The organism is Pseudomonas sp. NBRC 111132, from assembly GCF_001320565.1.
GTDB lineage: Bacteria > Pseudomonadota > Gammaproteobacteria > Pseudomonadales > Pseudomonadaceae > Aquipseudomonas > Aquipseudomonas putida_P.
Genome location: NZ_BCBI01000006.1, coordinates 64,303 through 85,796, shown reverse-complemented (window position 1 = coordinate 85,796; position 21,494 = coordinate 64,303). Strand labels below are relative to the sequence as shown.

Here is a 21,494-nt window from a genome sequence, read left to right as displayed (position 1 = left end):
GGGTCGTTGAATGCAGATTAAATGGTTACCAGCCCGCGCACACCTTCGGCTTGCATGTTTTCACCGCGGCCGCGCTGGACGATTTCGCCGCGGGACATGACCAGGTATTGGTCGGCCAGTTCTTCGGCAAAGTCGTAGAACTGCTCCACCAGCAGAATCGCCATGTCGCCGCGCTGCGCCAGGCGGCGGATTACGGCGCCGATTTCCTTGATCACCGAAGGTTGGATGCCTTCGGTGGGCTCGTCGAGAATCAGCAGGCGCGGGCGGCTGGCCAGGGCGCGGCCGATGGCCAGCTGTTGCTGCTGGCCGCCAGACAAATCGCCGCCACGGCGTTGCTTCATCTGCTCCAGCACCGGGAACAGCTCGTAGATGAAGGCCGGCACTTCGCGGGCTTCACGGGCGGGGAAGCGCGACAGGCCCATCAGCAGGTTTTCCTCGACGGTAAGGCGCGGGAATATCTCGCGGCCCTGGGGCACGTAGGCGATACCAGCGTGGACCCGTTGCTGGGGCTTGAGGCTGGTGATGGGCTTGCCTTCCCATTCGATACGCCCGTCACGGGCGGGTACCAGGCCCATCAGGCAGCGCAGCAGGGTGGTCTTGCCCACGCCGTTGCGGCCCAGCAGGCAGGTAACCTCGCCGACCTTGGCTTCGAAAGACAGGCCACGCAGGATGTGGCTGCCGCCGTAGTACTGGTGCAGGGTGTCGATTTTAAGCATGTCATGTCCTCGATTGATCATCGGCCCAGATACACCTCGACCACCCGCTCATCCGCCTGCACCTGCTCCAGCGACCCTTCTGCCAGCACACTGCCCTGGTGCAGCACCGTGACATGGTCGGCGATGCTGCCGACAAAGCCCATGTCATGCTCCACCACCATCAACGAATGCGTGCCAGCCAGGCCCTTGAACAACTCGGCGGTGAACTCGGTCTCGGCATCGGTCATGCCCGCCACCGGTTCATCCAGCAATAGCAACTTCGGCTCCTGCACCAGCAGCATGCCTATCTCCAGAAACTGCTTCTGTCCGTGCGACAGCAAGCCAGCCTGGCGCTGGGCCAGGGGCAGCAGGCGCAAGGTGCTCAGCACCTCTTCGATGCGCTGGCGTTGCTCGCCGCTCAGCCGCGCTGCCAGGCTGGCCCATACCGACTTGTCGGCCTTCAGCGCCAGCTCCAGGTTTTCGAACACTGTCAGCGCCTCGAATACCGTGGGCTTCTGGAACTTGCGGCCAATGCCGGCCTGGGCGATCTGGTATTCGCTCATGCGGGTCAGGTCGAGGGTGTCGCCAAAGAAAGCGCTGCCGGTGTCAGGGCGAGTCTTGCCGGTGATCACGTCCATCATCGTAGTCTTGCCGGCGCCGTTGGGACCGATGATGCAGCGCAGCTCGCCCACACCGATGTACAGGTTCAGCGCGTTGAGCGCCTTGAAACCATCGAAGCTGACGCTGATGTCTTCAAGGCTCAGCACCGTGCCGTGGCGGGTGTCGAGGCCAGCCTTGCGGCTTTGGCCCAGGCCGATGGCGTCGCGACCGGCGCCGAGGTGGTCGAACACCGGCTCCAACATGAATTCCGGGTGAACCGGGGGCACGCCTCTCATGGCTGGCTCCTTTTCTTCAACAGGCCGACCACGCCCTTGGGCAGGTACAGGGTGACAAGAATGAACAGTGCGCCCAGGAAGAACAGCCAGAACTCCGGGAAGGCCACGGTGAACCAGCTTTTCATGCCATTGACCAGGCCGGCGCCGAGCAACGGGCCGATCAGCGTGCCGCGCCCGCCCAAGGCCACCCACACGGCGGCTTCGATGGAGTTGGTCGGCGACATTTCGCTGGGGTTGATGATGCCCACCTGTGGCACATACAACGCCCCGGCCAGGCCGCACAGCACGGCGCTCAGGACCCACACCAGCAGCTTGAAGCCGCGTGGGTCGTAGCCGCAGAACATCATGCGGTTTTCGGCATCGCGCACCGCCGTGAGCAGGCGGCCGAACTTGCTGCGGGTCAGGCGCCAGCACAGGTACAAGCTGGCCAGCAAAAGGCCGACCGTGAGCAGGAACAGCACCGCGCGAGTGCCTTGCGCGGTAATGTCGAAGCCGAGGATGGTGCGGAAGTTGGTAAACCCGTTGTTGCCGCCAAAACCGGTTTCGTTGCGGAAGAACAGCAGCATGCCGGCGAAGGTCAGGGCTTGGGTCATGATCGAGAAGTACACGCCCTTGATCCGCGAGCGGAAGGCGAACCAGCCGAACACCAGCGCCAGCAGCCCCGGTGCCAGCACCACCAGGCACAGGGCCCAGGCAAAATGCTGGGTGCCGGCCCAGTACCACGGCAGCTCGGTCCACGACAGAAAGGTCATGAACCCCGGCAGGCCGTCGCCGGCCGCCTGGCGCATCAGGTACATGCCCATGGCATAGCCGCCCAGGGCGAAGAACAGGCCATGGCCCAGCGACAGCAGCCCGGCATAGCCCCAGACCAGGTCCAGGGCCAGGGCGACGATGGCGTAACAGAGGATCTTGCCGACCAGGGTCAGGGTGTAGGCCGACACCTGCAGGGCATGGTCCGCCGGCAGCAGCGAGAGCAGCGGCAGGGCGACGAGCAGCAGCACGACGACGGCGCCGATGGCCAGGGTCAGGCGTGGCCCGGCCTTTTGCGTAGCGGTGACAAGCAGTGGCTGGTTCATCAGTCGATTACCCGTCCCTTGAGGGCGAACAGGCCTTGCGGACGCTTCTGGATGAACAGAATGATCAACGCAAGGATGAGGATCTTGCCGAGCACGGCACCGATCTGCGGCTCCAGCAGCTTGTTGGCGATGCCAAGGCCGAAGGCGGCCCACAGGCTGCCGGCCAGTTGCCCCACGCCGCCCAGCACCACCACCAGGAACGAATCGATGATGTAGCTTTGGCCCAGATCGGGGCCGACGTTGCCGACCTGGCTCAGGGCTACGCCGCCGAGCCCGGCGATGCCAGAACCCAGGCCAAAGGCGAGCATGTCGACGCGCCCGGTGGACACCCCGCAGCAAGCCGCCATGTTGCGGTTCTGGGTGACTGCGCGCACGTTCAGGCCCAGCCGCGTGCGGTTGAGCAGCAGCCAGGTGAGCAGGACCACGGCCAGGGCGAAACCGATGATCACCAGGCGGTTGTACGGCAGCACCAGGTTGGGCAGCAGTTGGATACCGCCGGACAGCCAGGCCGGGTTGCTCACCTCGACGTTCTGCGCGCCGAACAGCAGGCGAATGGCCTGGATCAGGATCAGGCTGATGCCCCAGGTAGCCAGCAGGGTTTCCAGTGGGCGGCCGTACAGGTGGCGGATGACCGCGCGCTCCAGCGCCATGCCCACACCGGCACTGACCGCGAAGGCCACCGGCAGGGCGATCAGCGGGTAGAACTCAATGGCGCCTGGGGCGTAGCGCTGCAGCAGCACCTGGACCATGTAGGTGCTGTACGCGCCGAGCATCAGCATCTCGCCGTGGGCCATGTTGATCACCCCGAGCAGGCCAAAGGTGATCGCCAGGCCGAGCGCCGCCAGCAGCAGGATCGAACCCAACGAAAGGCCACTGAATGCCTGGCCGAGCAGTTCGCCGACCAGCAGCTTGCGCTTGACCTGGGCCAGGCTGGTTTCGGCGGCGGTGCGTACGCCGGCATCGGCTTCCGCATCCGGTTGCAGCAACGCTTCGAGGCGGGTGCGGGCCAGCGGGTCGCCGGTTTCACCCAGCAGGCGCACGGCGGCCAGGCGAACGGCGGGTTCGCTGGCGCCCAGTTGCAGGTTGGCCAGGGCCAGGCCCAGGGCGGCGTGGACGGCGGCGTCCGGCTCGGCGGCGAAGCGCCGGTCGAGGAAGGCCATCTGCGCCGGTTGTGCGCTTTTTTGCAGGTGTTGGGCGGCGGCCAGGCGGGTGTCGCTGTTGTCGCTGAGCAACTGGTGGCTGGCCAGGGCGTTGTCGATCAGGCCGCGCAGGCGGTTGTTCAGGCGTAACTTGCGGGTGTCATCGGCGGCGATGCGGCCTTGGCGCAGTTCATTCAGCAGTGGCAGGCGCGCGGCATCTGGTTGCGCCGCCCAGCCTTCGAGCAGACGGGCTTGCTCGGCGGGCTTGGCGGTAAGGAAGAATTCGCCCTCGCTGGCCTGGGTTGCCAGCGGCAGTAGCAGGAGCAGGGTGAGCAGGAGTCTGAGCATGCGGGTAATCCTGGAGATCGGCGGTGGATACATCGCGAGCCAGCTCGCTCCTACAGGGGAAGCACTTCATTTGTAGGAGCGAGCTGGCTCGCGATGGGGCCGCATGGCGGCCCCAGTGCTCAGTTACCTTTCACTGCATAGTCCGGGCGCTTGTCGTTGCCCGGAATGAACGGGCTCCATGGCTGCGCCCGCAGCGGCTGCTCGGTTTCCCACACCACGCTGAACTGCCCGTCATCCTGGATCTCGCCGATCATCACCGGCTTGTGCAGGTGGTGGTTGGTCTTGTCCATGGTCAGGGTGAAGCCCGAGGGCGCCTTGAAGCTCTGCCCGGCCAGCGCCTCACGCACCTTGTCGACGTCGGTGGACTTGGCTTTTTCCACTGCTTGCGCCCACATGTGGATGCCCACATAGGTGGCTTCCATCGGGTCGTTGGTTACGGCCTTGTCGGCACCCGGCAGGCCCTTGGCTTTGGCATAGGCCTTCCAGTCGGCGACGAACTTCTGGTTCACCGGGTTATCCACCGATTCGAAGTAGTTCCACGCCGCCAGGTGGCCCACCAGTGGCTTGGTGTCGATGCCGCGCAGCTCCTCTTCGCCCACCGAGAAGGCCACCACTGGCACGTCGGTAGCCTTCAGGCCCTGGTTGGCCAGCTCCTTGTAGAACGGCACGTTGGAGTCGCCGTTGACCGTGGAAATGACCGCCGTCTTGCCACCGGCGGAGAACTTCTTGATGTTGGCGACGATGGTCTGGTAATCGGCATGGCCGAACGGCGTGTACACCTCTTCGATATCCTTGTCGGCCACACCCTTGCTATGCAGGAAGGCGCGCAGAATCTTGTTGGTGGTGCGCGGGTAGACGTAGTCGGTGCCCAGCAGGAAGAAGCGTTTGGCGCTACCGCCGTCCTCGCTCATCAAATATTCCACGGCCGGAATCGCCTGCTGGTTGGGCGCGGCGCCGGTGTAGAACACGTTCGGCGACATCTCTTCACCTTCGTACTGCACCGGGTAGAACAGCAGGCCGTTGAGCTCTTCGAACACCGGCAGCACTGACTTGCGCGACACCGAGGTCCAGCAGCCGAACACCACGGCGACCTTGTCCTGGGTCAGCAACTGACGGCTCTTTTCAGCGAACAGCGGCCAGTTGGAGGCTGGGTCGACCACTACCGGCTCGAGCATCTTGCCGTTCACACCGCCCTTGGCGTTGATTTCGTCGATGGTCATCAGCGCCATGTCCTTGAGCGAGGTCTCGGAAATGGCCATGGTCCCGGAAAGCGAATGCAGGATGCCGACCTTGATGGTCTCGGCGGCCTGGATGCTCCAGCTCAGGCCCATCGCCGCAATCGATGCGCTGAGGGTAAAAGCCTTGATCAGACTGCGACGCTTCATGTGCTCTCTCCGCTGAGTTCTTTTAGGGTGTTGGGCAGCGGGGAGGGGCGTTGCAAGGGGTGTGCCTAGTGGCGAAACTGGCGTAATAGAAGGGTTGTGCGAGGTGATGGGGCGTTGGCGAGGTCCAGCTTGGTGCCTGGAATATTTGTGTGCACAGGATTGGGGCCGCATAGCGGCCCCCGAGGCCATCAGCCGTTACGCACAGCCGTGCGTGGATGGCGTCTGCTGCGCACGAACTGATACGTCACCGCCAGAATCATGAACCAGATCGGCGTCACTACCAGCGCCGAGCGGGTGTCGGCCTCCAGGCTCAGCAGCACTAGGATGCCGGCGAAGAACACCAGGCACACGTAGCACATGAAGCGCCCGCCGGGCATCTTGTACTTCGACGCCTGGTGCAGCGCTGCGCGGTTTTTGCGGTACTTCAGGTACGACAGCAGGATCAGCGTCCAGACGAACATGAACAGCACCGCCGACACCGTGGTCACCAGGGTGAACGCCTCGACCACGTCCGGTACCAGGTAGATCAGTACCGCGCCCAGCAGCAGGCAGGTGCAGGAGAAGTACAGGCCGTTGGCCGGTACCGAGCGGCTCGACAGCTTCTCGAAGGCCTTGGGCGCATCACCCTCCTGGCTCAGGCCGTAGAGCATGCGGCTGGTGGAGAACACGCCGCTGTTGGCCGACGAGGCCGCCGAGGTCAGTACCACGAAGTTGATGATGCTCGCCGCTGCCGGCAGGCCCGCCAGCACGAACAGTTCGACGAACGGGCTCTTGCCTGGCACCACGTCGCGCCATGGGGTCACGGCCATGATCGCGATCAGCGCCAGCACATAGAACACGATGATGCGGATCGGGATCGAGTTGATCGCCCGCGGCAGGGTGCGCTCCGGGTTCTTCGCTTCGGCGGCGGTGGTACCCACCAGCTCGATGCCGACGAAGGCGAACACCGCGATCTGGAAACCGGCGAAGAAGCCCATCAGGCCATGGGGGAACATGCCGCTGTCATTCCACAGGTTGGCCAGCTGTGCGGTGCGCCCGCTGGGCGAGGTGAAGCCGGTGATCACCATGTACAGGCCAGTCGCGACCAGGCCAAGGATGGCGACGATCTTGACCAGGGCGAACCAGAATTCCAGCTCGCCGAACATTTTCACCGTCACCAAGTTCAGCGACAGCAGCAGCCCGACGCAGGTCAGCGCCGGTATCCACTGTGGCAAGTCGGGGAACCAGAACTGCGTGTAGGCGGCGATGGCGACCACGTCGGCGATGCCGGTGACCACCCAGCAGAACCAGTAGGTCCAGCCGGTGAAATAGCCGGCCCAGGGGCCGAGCAGGTCGGCGGAGAAGTCGATGAACGACTTGTAGTTCAGGTTCGACAGCAGCAGTTCGCCCATGGCGCGCATGACGAAGAACAGCATGAAGCCGATGATCATGTAGACGAAGATGATCGACGGCCCGGCCAGGCTGATGGTTTTGCCCGAGCCCATGAACAGGCCGGTACCGATCGCGCCGCCGATGGCGATCAGCTGGATGTGGCGGTTGGTCAGGTTGCGCTGCAGATGCTGTTCATCTGGCGTTGAGGGTGAGGTTTGCGTCATAGGCTGCATTCCCTTGTAAGGTCGGTCTTCTTGTCTGAGGTAGCCGGCTAGGCTAACACGCGCGTTCCAGTTCAGGGCGCGACAGATCGACTCTACTTTTGGGTGGCAGCTGTGGGCTGCTGTGCAGCCCTTTCGCGACACAAGGCCGCTCCTACAATGATCGCGCATTCCTGTAGGAGCGGCCTTGTGTCGCGAAAGGGGCGCAAAGCGCCCCCGGCAATCTCAAGCCTGAACCAGCATCCGACGGCGCCTTACCACCAGGCTATCGACAACCCACATCACCACCATCGATACCCCCACCAGCGGGAACATCACCCCCAGCACCAGCATTACCCCCACCGCCGTCTTCCAGCGCGGCAGGTCATGACGCAGCGGCGGCACGCCCAGCCCACCGGCTGGCCGGCGCTTCCACCACATCACCAGGCCGCTCACCGAGCCCAGCAGAATCATCAGGCACACCAGCAGTATGACGACCTGGTTGAACGCCCCGAACATCTTGCCTTCATGCAGCATCACGCCCATCTCGGTGGCGCGGGCGACCGGGCTGTAGTCCTGCCAGCGCACATCGGCCAGAACCTTGCCGGTGTATTGATCGACATGCAAGGTAGCGTCGTTGCGCGGGTCGTCGGCGAACACGGCAATGGTGAACACCCCGTCGGCAGTGGTGGGCAGGGTGATGCTGTAGCCCGGCTCGACCTGGCGCGAAGTGGCGATGTCCTCGACCTGCTGCACGCTCACCTGAGGCGCTGCGGGCATGTCTGACATCATGGAGTGGCCGGCGTGTTCGGCGTGTGCGCCAGACTGCGGCATTGGCGTGTTTTCCATCGCCCAGGGCACGGTTTGGCGGTGTGCGTTGTTCAGCTCACCCGCCTGTTGGTCCGACTTGGGCACGTCGTTCCACATGGCGGCCGGGAAGCGGTTCCACAAATCGGCATACTGCTTGCCCCACAGGCCGGTCCAGGTCATGCCGCTGACCAGCATCAGCAACAACAGGGCCGAACCCCAGAAGCCAGTTACCGCATGCAGGTCGCGCCAGAACAAGCGGCCGCGCGCACTGAACCGGGGCCACAGCACGCCAGCGCCATTGCGTCCGCGTGGCCACCACAGGTACAGGCCCGACACCACCAGCACGATGCCCCAGCCGGCGGCCAGTTCCACCAGGCGGTCGCCGAGCGTGCCGACCATCAGTTCACCATGCAGCGCACGGGCGATGGCCTGCAGGTTCTGCTTGCCGTCCTGCTCACCGAGGACCTTGCCGTTGTAGGGGTCGACGAAAACGTTCAGTTCGCGCCCGCCGTCATGCACCACGAACTGTGCACTGCGCTCGGCGCTCAGTGGCGGCAGGTACTGGCCGACATGGCCCTTGGGGTAAGCCTGGCGTACTTCGGCCAGCATCATGTCCGCGCCCTGCCGGTGGTGGCCGGCTTCGACCACCATCAAGTCGCGGTACAGCAGCGGGTCGAGCTGCGGCTTGAACAGGTAGATGATCCCGGTGATCGCCAACAGGATCATGAACGGGGCCACGAACAGCCCCGCATAGAAGTGCCAACGCCAGGCCAGGTTATAGAAATTGCTGCGTGTTCCTCTCATGGGAACCTCCTGTTTGACCAGCTGATGGGCGCAACCGAAGCTGCGCCCGTTGTTGTTGTCAGAAGCTGAAATCGACCTTGGTCCAGAAGGTCCTGCCTGGCTCGTTGACCGGCTGAGGATCGGTAGCCGGGTAGCCGAACCCGGCGTTCCCGGCCAGGTTCAAGTGCTCGGCGTAGGTTTTGTCGAACAGGTTGTCGACCCCTGCGCTGAGCTTGAGGTTGTTGTTCACCTTGTAGGCGCCGTTGAGCGAGAACACGCCGAAGCCGGCGCTCTTGTCGTAGTCCTTGCCGACCACGTTGCCTTGGTTCTCGGCAATGCGGTTTTGCGCCGCCACCAGCCGCCACAGTGCGCCGACGCTCCACACATCGCGGCTGTAGGTCAGGCCCAGACGGCTTTCCAGTGGTGGCATTTGGGGTAGCGCTTTGCCATCACTGCTGTTCTTGCCCCAAGCGTAGGCCAGCGTGGCGTCGGCCTTCCAGTTTTCGGTCAGCAGGTAGGCCGCGCCCAGTTCGCCGCCCATGATGCGGGCGTCGATGTTCTGTGCCCGGGAAGTGCTCATGCCCATCATGCCGGTGCGGTAGTCGAACAGGATGTAGTCGCGGATCTGCCCGACATAGCCCGACGCCCAGGCCTCCAGGCGCTCGGTGCGGTACTGGATGCCGAAGTCGAGTTGGGTGGTCTTCTCTGGCTTGATGCCGTCGAAGGCGTTGGCCGCCCCAGGCGGTGCCAGCTTGGGCGAGAACAGCTCCCAGTAGTCAGGGAAGCGCTGGGCATGGCCGAGGCCAATGTAAGTGGTGGCCGGGAGGGCTGCCAGGTCGTGCTCGTAGCGGATAAAACCGCTGGGCAGGGTGTCGGCGCGGGTATCGCCTTCGGTGGCGCTGCCTTTACGGAAGTCACGGGCTGAGGCGCGGTCCAGGCGGGCGCCGGTAATCAGCCGGTCTTCACCGCCGACATACCAGGTCAGTTCGCTGAAAGCGCCGTAGTTGTGGAAGTCGGCGTCCTTGGTCCAGGCCTGGCCCTTGTGTGCGTCCACACCCATGCCGCCACGCTGGCGATGTTCGTTGGTTTGCGCGTCGATGCCGCTGATCAGCTGCACATCGGCCCAGCGCCAGGTGGCTTTGATGCGTGCGCCCAGGGTGCGGCGGTCGACGTTGCTGACCATCGGCATGCCCATCATGCCGCTGCCCGACGGTGTGCGCAGGCTGTAGTTGTCCATCACATGGTCGGCGTAGTTGTAGTAGACCTGCGCCTCGACCTTGTCGAGCACCTCGCCGAGGTTGGACTTTTCAAAGCGCAGGCCCAGGCTTTCGCGCTTGAACTGCGAGCCGTCCATGCCACGCCCGGCGTAGCGGGCCTCGCCATCGCCCTTGCCGGCGGTCAGCTCCAGCAGGGTGTCCTGGTCTGGCGTCCAGCCGAGGGCGACATCGCCGTTCCACTTTTCCCAGCGCGATGGCACGGTGTCGTCGTTGCCGTCGTGGTAGTCATCCGAGCGTGACTGGTTGCCGACGAAGCGGGCGTAGGCCTGGCTGTTGCCGGCGGCGGCATCCAGCACTTTGTCGAAGCGGCCGTTGGAGCCGGCCAGCAGGCTGGCGTTCACGCGGCTGCCGAGGGCGCCGAACTTCTCGGGCTCGCGCTCGAAGAGGATGGTGCCTGCCGAACCACCGGGGCCCCAGATCACGCTTTGCGGGCCTTTGATCACAGTCAGGCGGTCGTAGGTTTCCGGCGAAATGTAAGAGGTGGGCGCGTCCATGCGGTTAGGGCAAGCGCCCAGCATCAGGCCGCCGTTGGTGAGGATGTTCAGGCGTGAGCCGAACATGCCCCGCAACACCGGGTCGCCGTTGGTGCCGCCGGCACGGATCGCCGAGAAGCCTGGGATGGTCTTCAGGTAGTCGGCGCCGTCGCTGGCCGGCACCGGTTGGCGCGGGTCTTTCGGGTTGGTGACCACGGTCAGTGGCGAACTGGGCGCCACGGCAGTGATGACCGTCGGGCTCAGCTCGGGTGCGTCGTGCGCATGGCCTTCATGGCCAGGGTCGGCGGCCAGGGCCACGGGCGCGAGCAGCGAGCCGCACACGGCGGCGAGAGTCCCACGCAGGGACAAGGCAAAAACAGGGGTGCAGCCGGACATAATGATTCCAGTTGATCAGTCATGAGTTAGCGCGAAGCCTCCTGGCTCCGTGCGCAAAATGTGGGTTCAGACGCTGATCGAGGAAGGCGGGGCGCGGCTGCGCGCACCGGGGAATACAGCCTGCCGGGCATGGCCCTGGTGCGTTGGCGCAAGCAGATGGCTGGTGGGGATTACGCTGCCGGCACTGAGCGGGCTGAGGGCCTGGGGCAGGGCCGGGCAATTGAACAACAGGCTGCAGTAACCGCACTTTTCCCACATCACGTGCAGTTGGCCATCGCCGCCATGGCCGTGATGGCTGTCGCCGCCATGCTGATGGGCAGCCGCCATCGGCATGTCCATTGGCATGCTCATGCCGGCGTGGTGGTCCATCGGCATCGACTGGGAAATCAGCGGGCCGATGAAGATCATCCACATGGCGAACAGGCTCAGCCATCCGCCACCGGCGCGCCTGCGGTCAGGGCGGGTGGTACGGCTGATGCTGTTGCGCGGCAGGCTCATGGCGAGTGCCTGTCAGCAGGTGTCAGTGCGCGTGTTCGTGGGCTTGCGGTTGATCCGCTGGCGCCTGCTTCTGCACAGCCACTTCGACGGTGATGTCGCCGGCCTTTTCGAAATGCAGGGTCAACGGGAAGCGTTTGCCATCCGTGAGCAGGCTGCGGTCCTTGGGCTGCATCAGCATCACATGGTAGGCGCTGGGGGCGAAGGTCAGGTCCTTGCCGGCAGGCACCACCACGCTGGGCACCTGTTGCATCTTCATGGCGCCGCTGGCGCTCATGGCATGTTCGTGCAGTTGCGCGTCATCGCTGATGGGGCTGTCGACACTGAGCAGGCGGTCGTCGGCCTGGCCATTGTTGTGCACCACGAAATACGCGGCGACGTTGGGCGCGTTGGGTGGCAGCTGCAGCGACCAGGGGTGGGCAATGTGCAGGTCACCCACGCTGTATTCGTGGGCATTGGCAAAGGCGCCAGGCAGCAGCAGGGCGGCCATGACGAGGGCGTGCTTGAGCATAATGAATCTCCGTTTCTGTTCAGGTTCAGGCAGACAGCGTGATGAACTCAGGCCAGCGGAGAGGCACGGGGGTTTAGCGCAGGCCAGAGTTGGCGCGGCGTGGGTTGGTACTTGGCAGGCGGCGGCAACAGGCCGGCGAGCAGTGTCGGCGGGTTGTGCAACTGTGGCGGGTAGCCGGGCAGGGCCAGCAGCGGCGCGGCGCCAGAGCAGCACCAGCAATTCATCATGCTGGCGCTGTCGTCGTTTTGCGGGCCGAGGTCGATCTTGGCCAGGGCCTGGACATCGACGTTGGCCTTGTTGGCCATGCTGGAACAGAAAGCCCCCCACAGCAGCTGTTCGGCCGGGCCCTTGGGCGCAGCAGAGGACAGCGGCATGGCCAGCAGGTTGAACAGCACTGCAAGGCAGGCTATCCAGGCAATGTGCCGACGTGGGGGCATGGAGAGATCCGGTCAGGAATCGTGGTGGGTATTGTAAGGCGGAGTATAGGTAAAAATGACGGGGTGCGGTGAAGTGACGCAGGTGGTCGGGTAACGGGGCTGCTGCGCAGCCCATCGCGACACAAGGCCGCTCCCACAAGGACCGCGTACCGTTGGGCAGCGGTCCCTGTAGGAGCGGCCTTGTGTCGCGATGGGGCGCAAAGCGCCCCCGACAATCTCAAGCCTTGTTACGGCCCATCAACCCGCGCACGGTCTCTTGCAGGTCCGCCGGCAACACCACCACCTTGGCATTGTTGCTGCCCGCCAGGTTCTCCATGGCCCCGATATAGCGCTCGCCCAGCAGGTACATGGCCGGCACGGTCTCGTTGCCCACCGCTTCCTTGACCAGCGAAATCGCCCGCGCCGAGGCCTCGGCCAGGCTGATCTGCGCCTCGGCATCCAGCCTGGCTGCCTGCAGGCGTGCTTCGGCTTCAAGGATCGCTGCCTGCTTGGCACCTTCGGCGCGGGTTACATCGGCCTTGCGCTCACGCTCGGCGGCGGCCTGGCGTTCCATGGCCAGTTGCATGTTTTCCGAAGGCTTGATGTCCTGGATTTCCACCGAACGCACGGTAACGCCCCAGTCTTCGGTCTGCTCGGACATTGCCTCGCGCAGGCGGGCCTTGATCTGCTCGCGGCTGGACAACGCTTCGTCCAGGTCCATGGCGCCGACGATGGCGCGCAGCGAGGTCATCGTCAGGCTGGTGACAGCGAACGAGAAATTCTGCACGCCATACGAGGCTTTCTGCGGGTCGACCACCTTGGCGAAGCACAGGGCGTTGGCGACGATTACGGCGTTGTCCCTGGTGATGATTTCCTGCTGTTGCACATCGAGGATGATGTCCTTGGTCGGCAGGCGGTAGGCGACCACGTCCATGTACGGGATGAGAATGTTCAGGCCCGGTTTGAGCGTGCTGTGATAGCGGCCCAGGCGCTCGACGATCCATTCCTCGCCTTGGGGCACGATGCGCACCCCTTTGAACACGGTGATCAGGACGAACAGGGCGATGGCGCCGACGACGATGAGGCTGGTCATGGTGCTTTAATTCCTTTTTGTGCGGATTCAGGCCCGGACGACGCGGGCGGTGTTCCCCTCGATGGCGGTCAGGCGCACCCGTTCGCCGGCCGGGATTTCGCTGTCAGCGATGCATGTCCATTCTTCGTTGCCGAGAATCGGCTTCTGGAAACGCACGCGGCCTTTGTGGAACTCCGACACCCCAGCGGTCAGCAGGCCCACTTCGCCGATCACGCTGTCGGCGGTCCAGCGCACATCTGGCTGCTTGCGTCGGAACAGCTTGAACCAGAGCGCCGTGGTGACTGATGACAGCAGTACCCACAGCAGCACCTGCATGTCCAGTTGCAGGCTGGGAGCAGCGAGCGAGATCAGCGAGACCAACACGGCACCGATGCCGAACCAGAGGATGAAGAACGTCGGCAGGACCAGTTCGAGCAGGATCAGCGCGATGCCGAAGACCAGCCAGATCCACCATTGCATTTCCATATGGGTGAAACCTTGCGGGGGAGGGGTGTTGAGTTTAAGGGAGGACAGTGATGCAGCGCCATTTGACAAGTTGCCAGAAAGATCCGAAATGGTTGTAGGACCGCCGCCGTACGTAGTTTGAGATTACAGGTCGAGCGCTGCAGCCAGGTCTGAGGGTGATTCGAATGCTCGGTCCACATCCGGCAAAGCTGGCCGCTTCAGGACCAACACCGGTACGCCCAACTCCCGTGCTACCTCCAGCTTTGGTTCGGTCGCCACGCTGCCGCTGTTCTTGCTGATCAGCACATCGATGCTGCGACGCTGGAACAATGCCCGTTCATCCTCGATATGGAACGGCCCGCGTGCACCGATCACTTCGCAGCGCTCATTGCCTGGGCAGGCTTCCAGCGCCCGCAACGTCCAGAACTGCTCCGGCGGAATCTCGTCCAGGTGTTGCAACGGCTCGCGGCCTAGCGTGAACAGAGGCCTGCGGAACGGCTTGAGTGCCTCTCTCAGCCCCGCCCAGTCCTCGACCTCACGCCAGTCGTCCCCCGCTTGCGCTTGCCAGGCCGGGCGGCGCAAGGCCCAGCACGTGACGCCGGCGCTACGCGCAGCGCTGGCAGCATTGCGGCTGATCTGTGCAGCGTAGGGGTGGGTGGCATCGACCAGCAGGGTGATACACGCCTCGCGCAGGTAGTTGGCCAAGCCCTCGGCGCCGCCAAAGCCGCCGACCCGTACCTGGCATTGCAGGTCCTGCGGTACGCGGCCGATACCGGCCAGGCTGTAGACATGCTGCGGGCCGAGGCGACGAGCGATGGCCAGGGCTTCAGTGACACCGCCCAGCAGCAGGATGCGCGCGGTCATTGCACACCTGCCCGGCCAACGATACCGCCTTGGCGGTCGATGGCGAACACTTCCACTTGCACCTGCGCCGGCACCACGCTGCGGGCGAACGCCAGGGCGTGGGCGCATACCGCGTCCCCGAGGGCAATGCCGGCCGCATGCGCCAGCGCGAGCGCTTGCTGGCTAGTGTTGGCGCCGATGATGGCGGCCTGCAGCGCTGCGTCAGCACCAATGTCTGCGGCCCAGCCCGCCAGTTGCGGCAGATCGATGCTGGAATGGCGGCTGTGCAGGTCCATGTGCCCGGCGGCCAGTTTGCTGATCTTGCCAAAACCACCACACAGGGTCAGGCGCGGCACCGGCACTTTGCGCAGGTGCTTGAGCACCGCGCCGACAAAGTCGCCCATTTCGATCAGGGCGATTTCCGGCAGGCCGTAGACCCGGCGCATGGTGTCTTCGCTGGCGTTGCCAGTGCAGGCGGCGATATGCGTGTAGCCGTTGGTGTGGGCCACGTCGATACCTTGGTGGATCGAGGCGATATAGGCCGCACAGGAGAACGGCCGCACGATGCCGCTGGTGCCGAGGATCGACAGCCCGCCGAGGATGCCCAGGCGCGGGTTCATGGTCTTGAGTGCCAGCTGTTCGCCGCCCTGCACGTTGACCGTGACCTCGAAGCCGCCGAAGTAGCCGCATTCGTCGGCCAGGCGTTGCAGGTGCTCGCTGATCATGCGGCGCGGCACCGGGTTGATGGCCGGCTCACCCACCGCAAGCACCAGCCCCGGCCGGGTCACGGTGCCGACACCGCTGCCGGCGACAAAGCGGATGCTTGGCTCGTCCAGCAAGCGCACCTGGCTGTAGAGCAGGGCGCCGTGGGTCACGTCCGGGTCGTCGCCAGCGTCCTTGAGTGTGCCGGCTTCGGCGCTTTCGCCGGCTAATCGGCAGAACTCCAGGCGCATCTGCACCACCTTGCCCTTGGGCAAGGTAATGCTGACGGCATCGCTGGTTTCGCCGCTCAGCAGCAAGCGAGCGGCCGCCAGGCTGGTGGCGGTGGCGCAGCTGCCGGTGGTCAGGCCGCTGCGCAGGGGCGCGGGCTGTTCGCGGGTCTCTTCACGCATCGGCGGGCTTCACCACATCCAGCAGGGTGATCGGCAGCGCCTGGCGCCAGGTGTCGAACGCACCCAAGGGCTGGGCGTGGGCGACATGGATGCGGGTCAGCTCACCACCGTGCTGCTCGCGAAAAGACGCCAGGGCCAGTTCGCTTTGCAGGGTTACCGCGTTGGCTACCAGCCGGCCACCGGGGCGCAGGCTGGCCCAGCACAGGTCGAGCACACCCTCGCGGGTGACGCCGCCGCCGATGAAGATCGCATCCGGGCGTTCCAGGCCTTGCAGTGCCGCTGGGGCCTTGCCGCGCACCAGCTGCAGGCCGGGTACACCCAATGCATCGCGGTTATGTTCGATGAAGCCTTGGCGGCCTTCGTCGGCCTCGATGGCCAGCGCGCGGCAGGCCGGGTGGGCGCGCATCCATTCGATGCCGATCGAGCCGCAGCCCGCGCCCACGTCCCACAGCAGTTCACCCGGCTGCGGCGCCAGGCGCGCCAGGGTGATGGCGCGGACATCGCGTTTGGTCAGTTGGCCGTCATGCCGGAAGGCGCTGTCCGGCAGCCCGGCCAGCCGGTGCAGACGCGGCGCTTCGGGCGTGGCCAGGCATTCGATGGCCACCAGGTTGAGCGCTGCGATATCGGCGTGTGGCCAGTCTTGGGCGGTGCCGGCCAACACACGTTCGTGCGGGCCTCCCAGGTGTTCGAACACACGCAGGCGGCTTGGCCCGTAGCCACGCTCGCGCAGCAGCGTGGCAATGGCCGCCGGGCTGTCGCCGTCGTTGCTCAGCACCAGCAAACGTACGCCGCTGTGCAGGTGAGCATTGAGCGCCGCCAGGGGGCGGGCTACCAGAGACACCACCTGCACATCCTGCAGCGGCCAGCCCAGGCGGGCGGCGGCCAGTGCGCAAGAGGTGGGCATCGACAGTACGCGCATTTCATCGGCGGGTACCTGGCGTGCAAGGCTGGCACCGACGCCGTAGAACATCGGGTCGCCGCTGGCCAGTACGCACACGGGCTCGCCACGCAGGGCCAGCACCGGGGCCAGCGAAAACGGGCTTGGCCAGCCCAGCCGCTCGCCGGGCACGCAGCGCGGTAGCAGGGCCAGCTGGCGTGGGCTGCCGAAGATCCGCGCAGCGCCCAACAGCGCACGCCGGGCCTGTTTGCCCAGGCCACTGAAGCCGTCTTCGCCGATGCCTACTACTGTCAGCCAGGGTGCCATGTGTACCTCTTCAATATGTTGGAGCTGCATGGCAGCCCCAACATTTCAGCTAAAACTCGAATGATGCTCGACCACCGGCTTTTCATGCCGCCGGACAAAGCAGGCATAATACCGCGCCTTCTACACTCAAGCGCATTTTCACAGATTGCCGGATACCCCTTTGACGCAGGCCCATGCCCCCAATGTTTCGCCTCGCCCCTCGGCCTGCCCGGGGTTGTGGCGCATCGTCAGTGCCCGTGATGGCGGCATCTGCCGCATCAAGCTGCCTGGCGGCCTGCTGCTGGCCGAGCAGGCCGAAGCGGTGGCGGCGGCAGCTGAGCGTTTTGCCGGTGGTGTGATCGAGGCCACCAACCGTGGCAACCTGCAGATCCGCGGCATTGGCAGCGAGCATCGTGCTTTGGTCGAGACCCTGCTCGCAGCCGGCCTGGGCCCGCGCGAGGCGGCCGGTGACGATGTGCGCAACCTGATGCTCAGCCCGCTGGCCGGGCATGACCCGGCAATGCTGCTGGACGCGCGGCCGCTGGCCGGGCAGATCCTCGACCTGCTGGAAGGCACCCCGCGCTTTCACCAGTTGTCGGCCAAGTTCGCCGTGCAACTGGATGCTGGCGAACGCCTGGCCATGCTTGAGCACCCCCATGACTTGTGGCTATCACCCCTACGCCTGCTGCAGCAGACCTGGCTGGCGTTTGGTTTGGCGGGCTGCCCGGCGGACGGCAAAGTGCTCGGCGCGGTGCCGCTGGCGCAGGGCCTGGCGCTGGTGCGCGCAGTGCTGGAACGCTTCCTCGACCTGGCAACCCCGACGCAGTCGCGCATGCGCCAGTTGCTTGAAGTGCACTCGGCAACTGATTTCGTCGACGGGCTGGGCCTGGATATCCGCCGTGATGCCGCCGTGCTCGGATGGCGCCGTGAAGAGCACCGCGCCTCGTGGTTGGGCACGCTGCCCCAGACGCACGGTGTTGCCCTTGGCGTGGCCCCGCCGCAAGGCCGCCTGACCCCCGCCATGCTGCGTGGTGCCGCGCGCATTGCCCGCGAACTGGGCGATGGCAGCCTGCGTCTGAGCCCCTGGCAAAGCCTGGTGCTGACCAACCTGCAAGCACAACACATCGACCAAGCCCAAGCCGAACTGTCTGCGCTGGGTTTGCTGTGCCATGACCACGAACCCCTGGCGCGCATCAGCGCCTGCACCGGTGCCAGCGGCTGCGCCAAGGCCCTTGGCGAGACCAAGGCCGACGCCGTTGCCTTGGCCGCGCTGCTGGGCCCTGGCGTGCCCGCCAGCGTGCACCTGTCCGGTTGCCCTCGTTCCTGCGCCGTGGCCCATGTTGCCCCGGCCACGCTGCTGGCCCGTTCGCCGGGCCGTTACGACCTGTACCTGCGTGATGCGCGCCAGCCGGGCTTCGGTGCCCTGCGCGCCACCGACCTTACCTTGAATGAAGCAGGCGCCATGCTCGACCTGCCGACGGAGCACCTTGATGATTGACTACATCCGCGATGGTCAGGAGATCTATCGCAATTCCTTTCGGATCATCCGAGAGGAAGCCAAGCTTGAGCGGATCCCCGCCGACCTGGAAAAGCTCGCCGTGCGCGTGATCCACGCCTGCGGCATGGTCGACGCCATCGATGGCCTGCAGTTTTCCGAAGGTGCCGGACGGGCCGGGCGAGAGGCGCTGCTCAACGGCGCGCCGATCCTGTGCGATGCGCACATGGTGGCCGAAGGCATTACCCGGGCCCGGCTGCCAGCAGACAACAAAGTCATTTGCACCCTGCGCGACCCCAGCGTGCCGGGCTTGGCCAAAGACGCCGGCAACACCCGTTCCGCCGTGGCCCTGGAGCTGTGGCGGCCGTACCTGGAAGGCAGCGTGGTGGTGATCGGCAACGCCCCCACCGCCCTGTTCTACCTATTGGAAATGCTCGATGCTGGCGCACCCAAGCCTGCGCTGATCCTCGGCTTTCCGGTCGGTTTCGTCGGTGCTGCCGAGTCCAAGGCCATGCTCGCCGCTGACAGCCGCGGCGTGCCGTTCGTGATCATGCAAGGCCGCCTGGGCGGTAGCGCGATGGCTGCCGCCGCGGTCAACGCCCTGGCCACGGAGGTGGAATGATGCTGCCGCGTGGACGACTGCTGGGCCTGGGCGTGGGCCCTGGCGACCCGGAACTGATTACCCTCAAGGCCTTGCGCCTGCTGCGCGAGGCGCCGGTGGTCGGTTACTTCGTGGCCAAGGGCAAGCGTGGTAACGCTTTTGGGATCATCGAAGCACACCTGCAGCCCGAGCAGACCCTGCTGCCGCTGGTCTACCCGGTAACCACCGAAGCCCTGCCGGCGCCGCTGTCCTATGAGCAGGTGATCAGCGACTTCTACGACGAAGCCAGCGTGCAAGTGGCCGAGCACCTGGATGCCGGCCGCGACGTGGCGGTGATCTGCGAAGGTGACCCGTTCTTCTACGGCTCCTACATGTACCTGCATGACCGCCTGGCGCAGCGCTATGAGGCCGAAGTGATCCCCGGTGTCTGCTCGATGCTTGGTGGTGCTTCGGTACTGGGCGCGCCGCTGGTGTACCGCAACCAGAGCCTGTCGGTATTGTCTGGTGTGTTGCCCGCCGAAGAGCTCAAGCGCCGCCTGGCCGATGCCGATGCAGCGGTGATCATGAAGCTTGGGCGCAATTTCCCCAAGGTGCGCGAAGTGCTGGCCGAACTGGGCCTGGACGGGCGTGCGCTGTATGTGGAGCGGGCGACCATGGCCAACCAGAAGATCGTGCCGCTGGACCAGGTCGACCCGCAGTCGTCGCCGTACTTCTCGCTGATCATCGTGCCGGGGGAAAAATGGCAGGGTTGAACATGCACAAGGCACCGGCAATCGTCATCCTTGGCCCGGGTAGCCTGGCCACCGCGCAGCGAATCCAGCAGTGCTACCCACAGGCCACAATCCATGGCCTGCAGGGGCGTGTCGAGGGGGCAGACCAGTCGTACACCGCGTTCGGCGATACCCTGCGCGGGCTGTACCAGCAGGACATGCCGATCATTGCCCTGTGTGCTGCCGGTATCGTCATTCGCAGCCTGGCCAGCGTGCTTAGCGAGAAGGGCAGCGAGCCGCCGGTACTGGCCGTGGCCGAGGATGGCAGCGCGGTAGTGCCGTTGCTCGGTGGCCTCGGTGGGGTCAACCTGATGGCGCGCGAAATCGCAGAAGCGCTGGGCGTTGCCGCCGCCATTACCACCAGTGGTGAGCTGCGCTTCGGCACTTGCCTGTTGAACCCGCCGCAAGGTTACGCACTGGCGGACATCGAGCAAGGCAAGCGTTTCGTTTCCGATTTGCTGGCAGGTGAGTCGGTGCGCATCGAGGGTGACGCCCCGTGGTTGCAGCAGGTGCAGTTGCCCGCCAGCGAAGCGGCGCAGCGCACCATCCATGTGGGGCATCAGGTGCGCCCGGCCAACCGCGACGAACTGCTGATCCACCCGCGCTCGGTGGTCGTGGGTGTTGCCGGTGGCAACCTGCACAGCATGCGTGCGGCATTGCAGCAGGCCGGCATCGCCGAGCCATCGGTAGCCTGCGTGCTGGCGGACGAGCGCGCCATGGCCGACAGTGCCTTGCACGAGGCTGCGCAGACCTTGGGTGTCGCCTTGCGCTTTGCCAGCAACCCAGGCGACGTGGCCAGCATGGTTGCTGCGGCATTGCCCAATGCCGAGTTGATAACGCATGGGGATGTAGTCATCGCGGTGGCGCCTGCGCCGGTCGATGTAGCACAAATCGGCCGCCGTCGCGGTCGTCTGGCGGTTATCGGCCTTGGTCCAGGTGCGGCGCAATTGATGGTGCCGGTGGTCAAGGCCGAACTGGCACAGGCTGAGGATGTGCTCGGCTACGAAACCTACGTGCGCATGGCCGGGCCGTTCCGTGATGACCAGATCCTGCACTGCACCGACAACCGTGAAGAGATGCAGCGCGCCCGGCATGCCTTCGAGCTGGCGGCCCAGGGCCGTTCGGTGGTGGTGGTTTCGTCGGGTGACCCGGGCGTGTTCGCCATGGCCGCTGCGGTGCTTGAAGCGTTGCATGAGTCCAGCGACCCCGCCTGGCACCGCGTGGACCTTGAGATTCTGCCAGGGGTGTCGGCCTCGCTGGCAACCGCCGCCCAGGCGGGAGCACCGCTGGGGCATGACTTCTGCGTGATGTCGCTGTCGGACAACCTCAAGCCCTGGTCGATCATCGAAAAGCGCCTGGACCTGGCGGCTCAGGCCGACCTGGTGCTGGCGTTCTACAACCCGATCTCCAAAGCCAGGCCGCACCAGCTAGGGGTGGCGCTGGAGGTGGTGCGTCGGCACCGCGACGGGAGCACGCCTGTAGTCCTTGGGCGTGACATCGGTAGGCCGGGGCAGACGCTGAAGGTAGTCACCTTGGCCGAGCTGCAGCCAGAAATGGTCGATATGCGCACCATGGTGTTGGTCGGCTCCTCTACAACCTGCGTATTCCCTCGTCTGTCGGGCGGGGTATGGGCCTACACCCCGCGTTGGTACCCCACCACCAACTAGTTGCGTCGGAAACTC

At 65.1% G+C, this 21,494-nt stretch carries 20 protein-coding genes; 4 read left to right on the top strand and 16 right to left on the bottom strand.

Annotated features, from left to right (window positions below; translation table 11 throughout):
• Nucleotides 1-17 precede the first annotated feature (17 nt).
• The 16 genes from urtE to APH35_RS04585 form a co-directional block, all read right to left on the bottom strand.
• Nucleotides 18-716 (bottom strand): urea ABC transporter ATP-binding subunit UrtE, encoded by a 699-nt coding sequence (urtE, locus tag APH35_RS04660; RefSeq protein WP_060493417.1) that lies wholly within the window; start codon nucleotides 714-716, stop codon nucleotides 18-20.
• A 17-nt stretch (nucleotides 717-733) separates the two neighbouring features.
• Nucleotides 734-1,591, bottom strand: a complete 858-nt coding sequence (gene urtD / locus APH35_RS04655; protein WP_012274417.1) for an urea ABC transporter ATP-binding protein UrtD — start codon at nucleotides 1,589-1,591, stop codon at nucleotides 734-736.
• Entirely contained in the window at nucleotides 1,588-2,667 is a 1,080-nt protein-coding gene (gene urtC / locus APH35_RS04650) for an urea ABC transporter permease subunit UrtC (RefSeq protein ID WP_012274416.1), read from the bottom strand. Before urtC ends, urtD begins: the two co-directional genes overlap by 4 nt.
• Nucleotides 2,667-4,187, bottom strand: a complete 1,521-nt coding sequence (gene urtB, locus APH35_RS04645) for an urea ABC transporter permease subunit UrtB (RefSeq protein ID WP_374701313.1) — start codon at nucleotides 4,185-4,187, stop codon at nucleotides 2,667-2,669. Before urtB ends, urtC begins: the two co-directional genes overlap by 1 nt.
• 86 nt (nucleotides 4,188-4,273) lie before the next feature.
• Entirely contained in the window at nucleotides 4,274-5,539 is a 1,266-nt protein-coding gene (gene urtA, locus APH35_RS04640; protein WP_012274414.1) for an urea ABC transporter substrate-binding protein, read from the bottom strand.
• 188 nt (nucleotides 5,540-5,727) lie between these two features.
• The gene (gene cycA / locus APH35_RS04635; RefSeq protein WP_060493415.1) at nucleotides 5,728-7,134 is read right to left on the bottom strand and encodes a D-serine/D-alanine/glycine transporter; all 1,407 of its coding nucleotides are present in this window, start codon (nucleotides 7,132-7,134) and stop codon (nucleotides 5,728-5,730) included.
• A gap of 222 nt (nucleotides 7,135-7,356) precedes the next feature.
• Nucleotides 7,357-8,724 carry a PepSY-associated TM helix domain-containing protein gene (locus APH35_RS04630; RefSeq protein WP_060514275.1) on the bottom strand — a complete coding sequence of 456 codons (1,368 nt, stop codon included), beginning with the start codon at nucleotides 8,722-8,724 and terminating at the stop codon, nucleotides 7,357-7,359.
• 58 nt (nucleotides 8,725-8,782) lie between these two features.
• Entirely contained in the window at nucleotides 8,783-10,849 is a 2,067-nt protein-coding gene (locus APH35_RS04625) for a TonB-dependent copper receptor (protein ID WP_060514274.1), read from the bottom strand.
• Nucleotides 10,850-10,915: 66 nt separating this feature from the next.
• The gene (locus tag APH35_RS04620) at nucleotides 10,916-11,347 is read right to left on the bottom strand and encodes a DUF2946 domain-containing protein (RefSeq protein ID WP_012274409.1); all 432 of its coding nucleotides are present in this window, start codon (nucleotides 11,345-11,347) and stop codon (nucleotides 10,916-10,918) included.
• A 22-nt stretch (nucleotides 11,348-11,369) separates the two neighbouring features.
• A complete protein-coding gene (locus APH35_RS04615; RefSeq protein WP_012274408.1) occupies nucleotides 11,370-11,855 on the bottom strand; it encodes a copper chaperone PCu(A)C in 486 nt (161 codons plus the stop codon).
• Nucleotides 11,856-11,902: 47 nt separating this feature from the next.
• Complete coding sequence (locus APH35_RS04610; RefSeq protein ID WP_060514273.1) at nucleotides 11,903-12,292, bottom strand: DUF2946 domain-containing protein; 390 nt, start codon at nucleotides 12,290-12,292, stop codon at nucleotides 11,903-11,905.
• A gap of 217 nt (nucleotides 12,293-12,509) precedes the next feature.
• Nucleotides 12,510-13,364 (bottom strand): SPFH domain-containing protein, encoded by an 855-nt coding sequence (locus APH35_RS04605; protein WP_012274406.1) that lies wholly within the window; start codon nucleotides 13,362-13,364, stop codon nucleotides 12,510-12,512.
• A gap of 27 nt (nucleotides 13,365-13,391) precedes the next feature.
• Complete coding sequence (locus APH35_RS04600; RefSeq protein WP_012274405.1) at nucleotides 13,392-13,829, bottom strand: NfeD family protein; 438 nt, start codon at nucleotides 13,827-13,829, stop codon at nucleotides 13,392-13,394.
• Nucleotides 13,830-13,952: 123 nt separating this feature from the next.
• Nucleotides 13,953-14,672: a cobalt-precorrin-6A reductase gene (locus tag APH35_RS04595; protein WP_060514272.1), complete on the bottom strand. Its 720-nt coding sequence runs from the start codon at nucleotides 14,670-14,672 to the stop codon at nucleotides 13,953-13,955.
• On the bottom strand, nucleotides 14,669-15,763 hold the full coding sequence (locus APH35_RS04590; RefSeq protein ID WP_012274403.1) for a cobalt-precorrin-5B (C(1))-methyltransferase: 1,095 nt from the start codon (nucleotides 15,761-15,763) through the stop codon (nucleotides 14,669-14,671). The genes APH35_RS04595 and APH35_RS04590 overlap by 4 nt, the downstream gene beginning before the upstream one ends.
• Nucleotides 15,756-16,967: a bifunctional cobalt-precorrin-7 (C(5))-methyltransferase/cobalt-precorrin-6B (C(15))-methyltransferase gene (locus APH35_RS04585; protein WP_060493409.1), complete on the bottom strand. Its 1,212-nt coding sequence runs from the start codon at nucleotides 16,965-16,967 to the stop codon at nucleotides 15,756-15,758. The genes APH35_RS04590 and APH35_RS04585 overlap by 8 nt, the downstream gene beginning before the upstream one ends.
• Nucleotides 16,968-17,112: 145 nt before the next feature.
• Here APH35_RS04585 and cobG point away from each other — a divergent pair, with 145 nt between their 5' ends.
• Genes cobG through cobJ form a run of 4 tightly spaced genes read left to right on the top strand, consistent with a single transcriptional unit; the run spans nucleotide 17,113 to nucleotide 21,479 of the window.
• The gene (gene cobG / locus APH35_RS04580) at nucleotides 17,113-18,444 is read left to right on the top strand and encodes a precorrin-3B synthase (RefSeq protein WP_082425687.1); all 1,332 of its coding nucleotides are present in this window, start codon (nucleotides 17,113-17,115) and stop codon (nucleotides 18,442-18,444) included.
• The gene (locus APH35_RS04575) at nucleotides 18,437-19,063 is read left to right on the top strand and encodes a precorrin-8X methylmutase (protein WP_012274400.1); all 627 of its coding nucleotides are present in this window, start codon (nucleotides 18,437-18,439) and stop codon (nucleotides 19,061-19,063) included. Before cobG ends, APH35_RS04575 begins: the two co-directional genes overlap by 8 nt.
• A complete protein-coding gene (locus APH35_RS04570; protein ID WP_171577229.1) occupies nucleotides 19,060-19,794 on the top strand; it encodes a precorrin-2 C(20)-methyltransferase in 735 nt (244 codons plus the stop codon). Before APH35_RS04575 ends, APH35_RS04570 begins: the two co-directional genes overlap by 4 nt.
• The gene (cobJ, locus tag APH35_RS04565) at nucleotides 19,782-21,479 is read left to right on the top strand and encodes a precorrin-3B C(17)-methyltransferase (RefSeq protein WP_060493408.1); all 1,698 of its coding nucleotides are present in this window, start codon (nucleotides 19,782-19,784) and stop codon (nucleotides 21,477-21,479) included. The genes APH35_RS04570 and cobJ overlap by 13 nt, the downstream gene beginning before the upstream one ends.
• Nucleotides 21,480-21,494 lie beyond the last annotated feature (15 nt).

Coding starts and splice junctions, on each gene's coding strand:
- urtE (WP_060493417.1), bottom strand. CDS start 716: ATGCTTAAAATCGACACCCTGCACCAGTACTACGGCGGCAGCCACATC.
- urtD (WP_012274417.1), bottom strand. CDS start 1,591: ATGAGAGGCGTGCCCCCGGTTCACCCGGAATTCATGTTGGAGCCGGTG.
- urtC (WP_012274416.1), bottom strand. CDS start 2,667: ATGAACCAGCCACTGCTTGTCACCGCTACGCAAAAGGCCGGGCCACGC.
- urtB (WP_374701313.1), bottom strand. CDS start 4,187: ATGTATCCACCGCCGATCTCCAGGATTACCCGCATGCTCAGACTCCTG.
- urtA (WP_012274414.1), bottom strand. CDS start 5,539: ATGAAGCGTCGCAGTCTGATCAAGGCTTTTACCCTCAGCGCATCGATT.
- cycA (WP_060493415.1), bottom strand. CDS start 7,134: ATGACGCAAACCTCACCCTCAACGCCAGATGAACAGCATCTGCAGCGC.
- APH35_RS04630 (WP_060514275.1), bottom strand. CDS start 8,724: ATGAGAGGAACACGCAGCAATTTCTATAACCTGGCCTGGCGTTGGCAC.
- APH35_RS04625 (WP_060514274.1), bottom strand. CDS start 10,849: ATGTCCGGCTGCACCCCTGTTTTTGCCTTGTCCCTGCGTGGGACTCTC.
- APH35_RS04620 (WP_012274409.1), bottom strand. CDS start 11,347: ATGAGCCTGCCGCGCAACAGCATCAGCCGTACCACCCGCCCTGACCGC.
- APH35_RS04615 (WP_012274408.1), bottom strand. CDS start 11,855: ATGCTCAAGCACGCCCTCGTCATGGCCGCCCTGCTGCTGCCTGGCGCC.
- APH35_RS04610 (WP_060514273.1), bottom strand. CDS start 12,292: ATGCCCCCACGTCGGCACATTGCCTGGATAGCCTGCCTTGCAGTGCTG.
- APH35_RS04605 (WP_012274406.1), bottom strand. CDS start 13,364: ATGACCAGCCTCATCGTCGTCGGCGCCATCGCCCTGTTCGTCCTGATC.
- APH35_RS04600 (WP_012274405.1), bottom strand. CDS start 13,829: ATGGAAATGCAATGGTGGATCTGGCTGGTCTTCGGCATCGCGCTGATC.
- APH35_RS04595 (WP_060514272.1), bottom strand. CDS start 14,672: ATGACCGCGCGCATCCTGCTGCTGGGCGGTGTCACTGAAGCCCTGGCC.
- APH35_RS04590 (WP_012274403.1), bottom strand. CDS start 15,763: ATGCGTGAAGAGACCCGCGAACAGCCCGCGCCCCTGCGCAGCGGCCTG.
- APH35_RS04585 (WP_060493409.1), bottom strand. CDS start 16,967: ATGGCACCCTGGCTGACAGTAGTAGGCATCGGCGAAGACGGCTTCAGT.
- APH35_RS04575 (WP_012274400.1), top strand. CDS start 18,437: ATGATTGACTACATCCGCGATGGTCAGGAGATCTATCGCAATTCCTTT.
- APH35_RS04570 (WP_171577229.1), top strand. CDS start 19,060: ATGATGCTGCCGCGTGGACGACTGCTGGGCCTGGGCGTGGGCCCTGGC.
- cobJ (WP_060493408.1), top strand. CDS start 19,782: ATGGCAGGGTTGAACATGCACAAGGCACCGGCAATCGTCATCCTTGGC.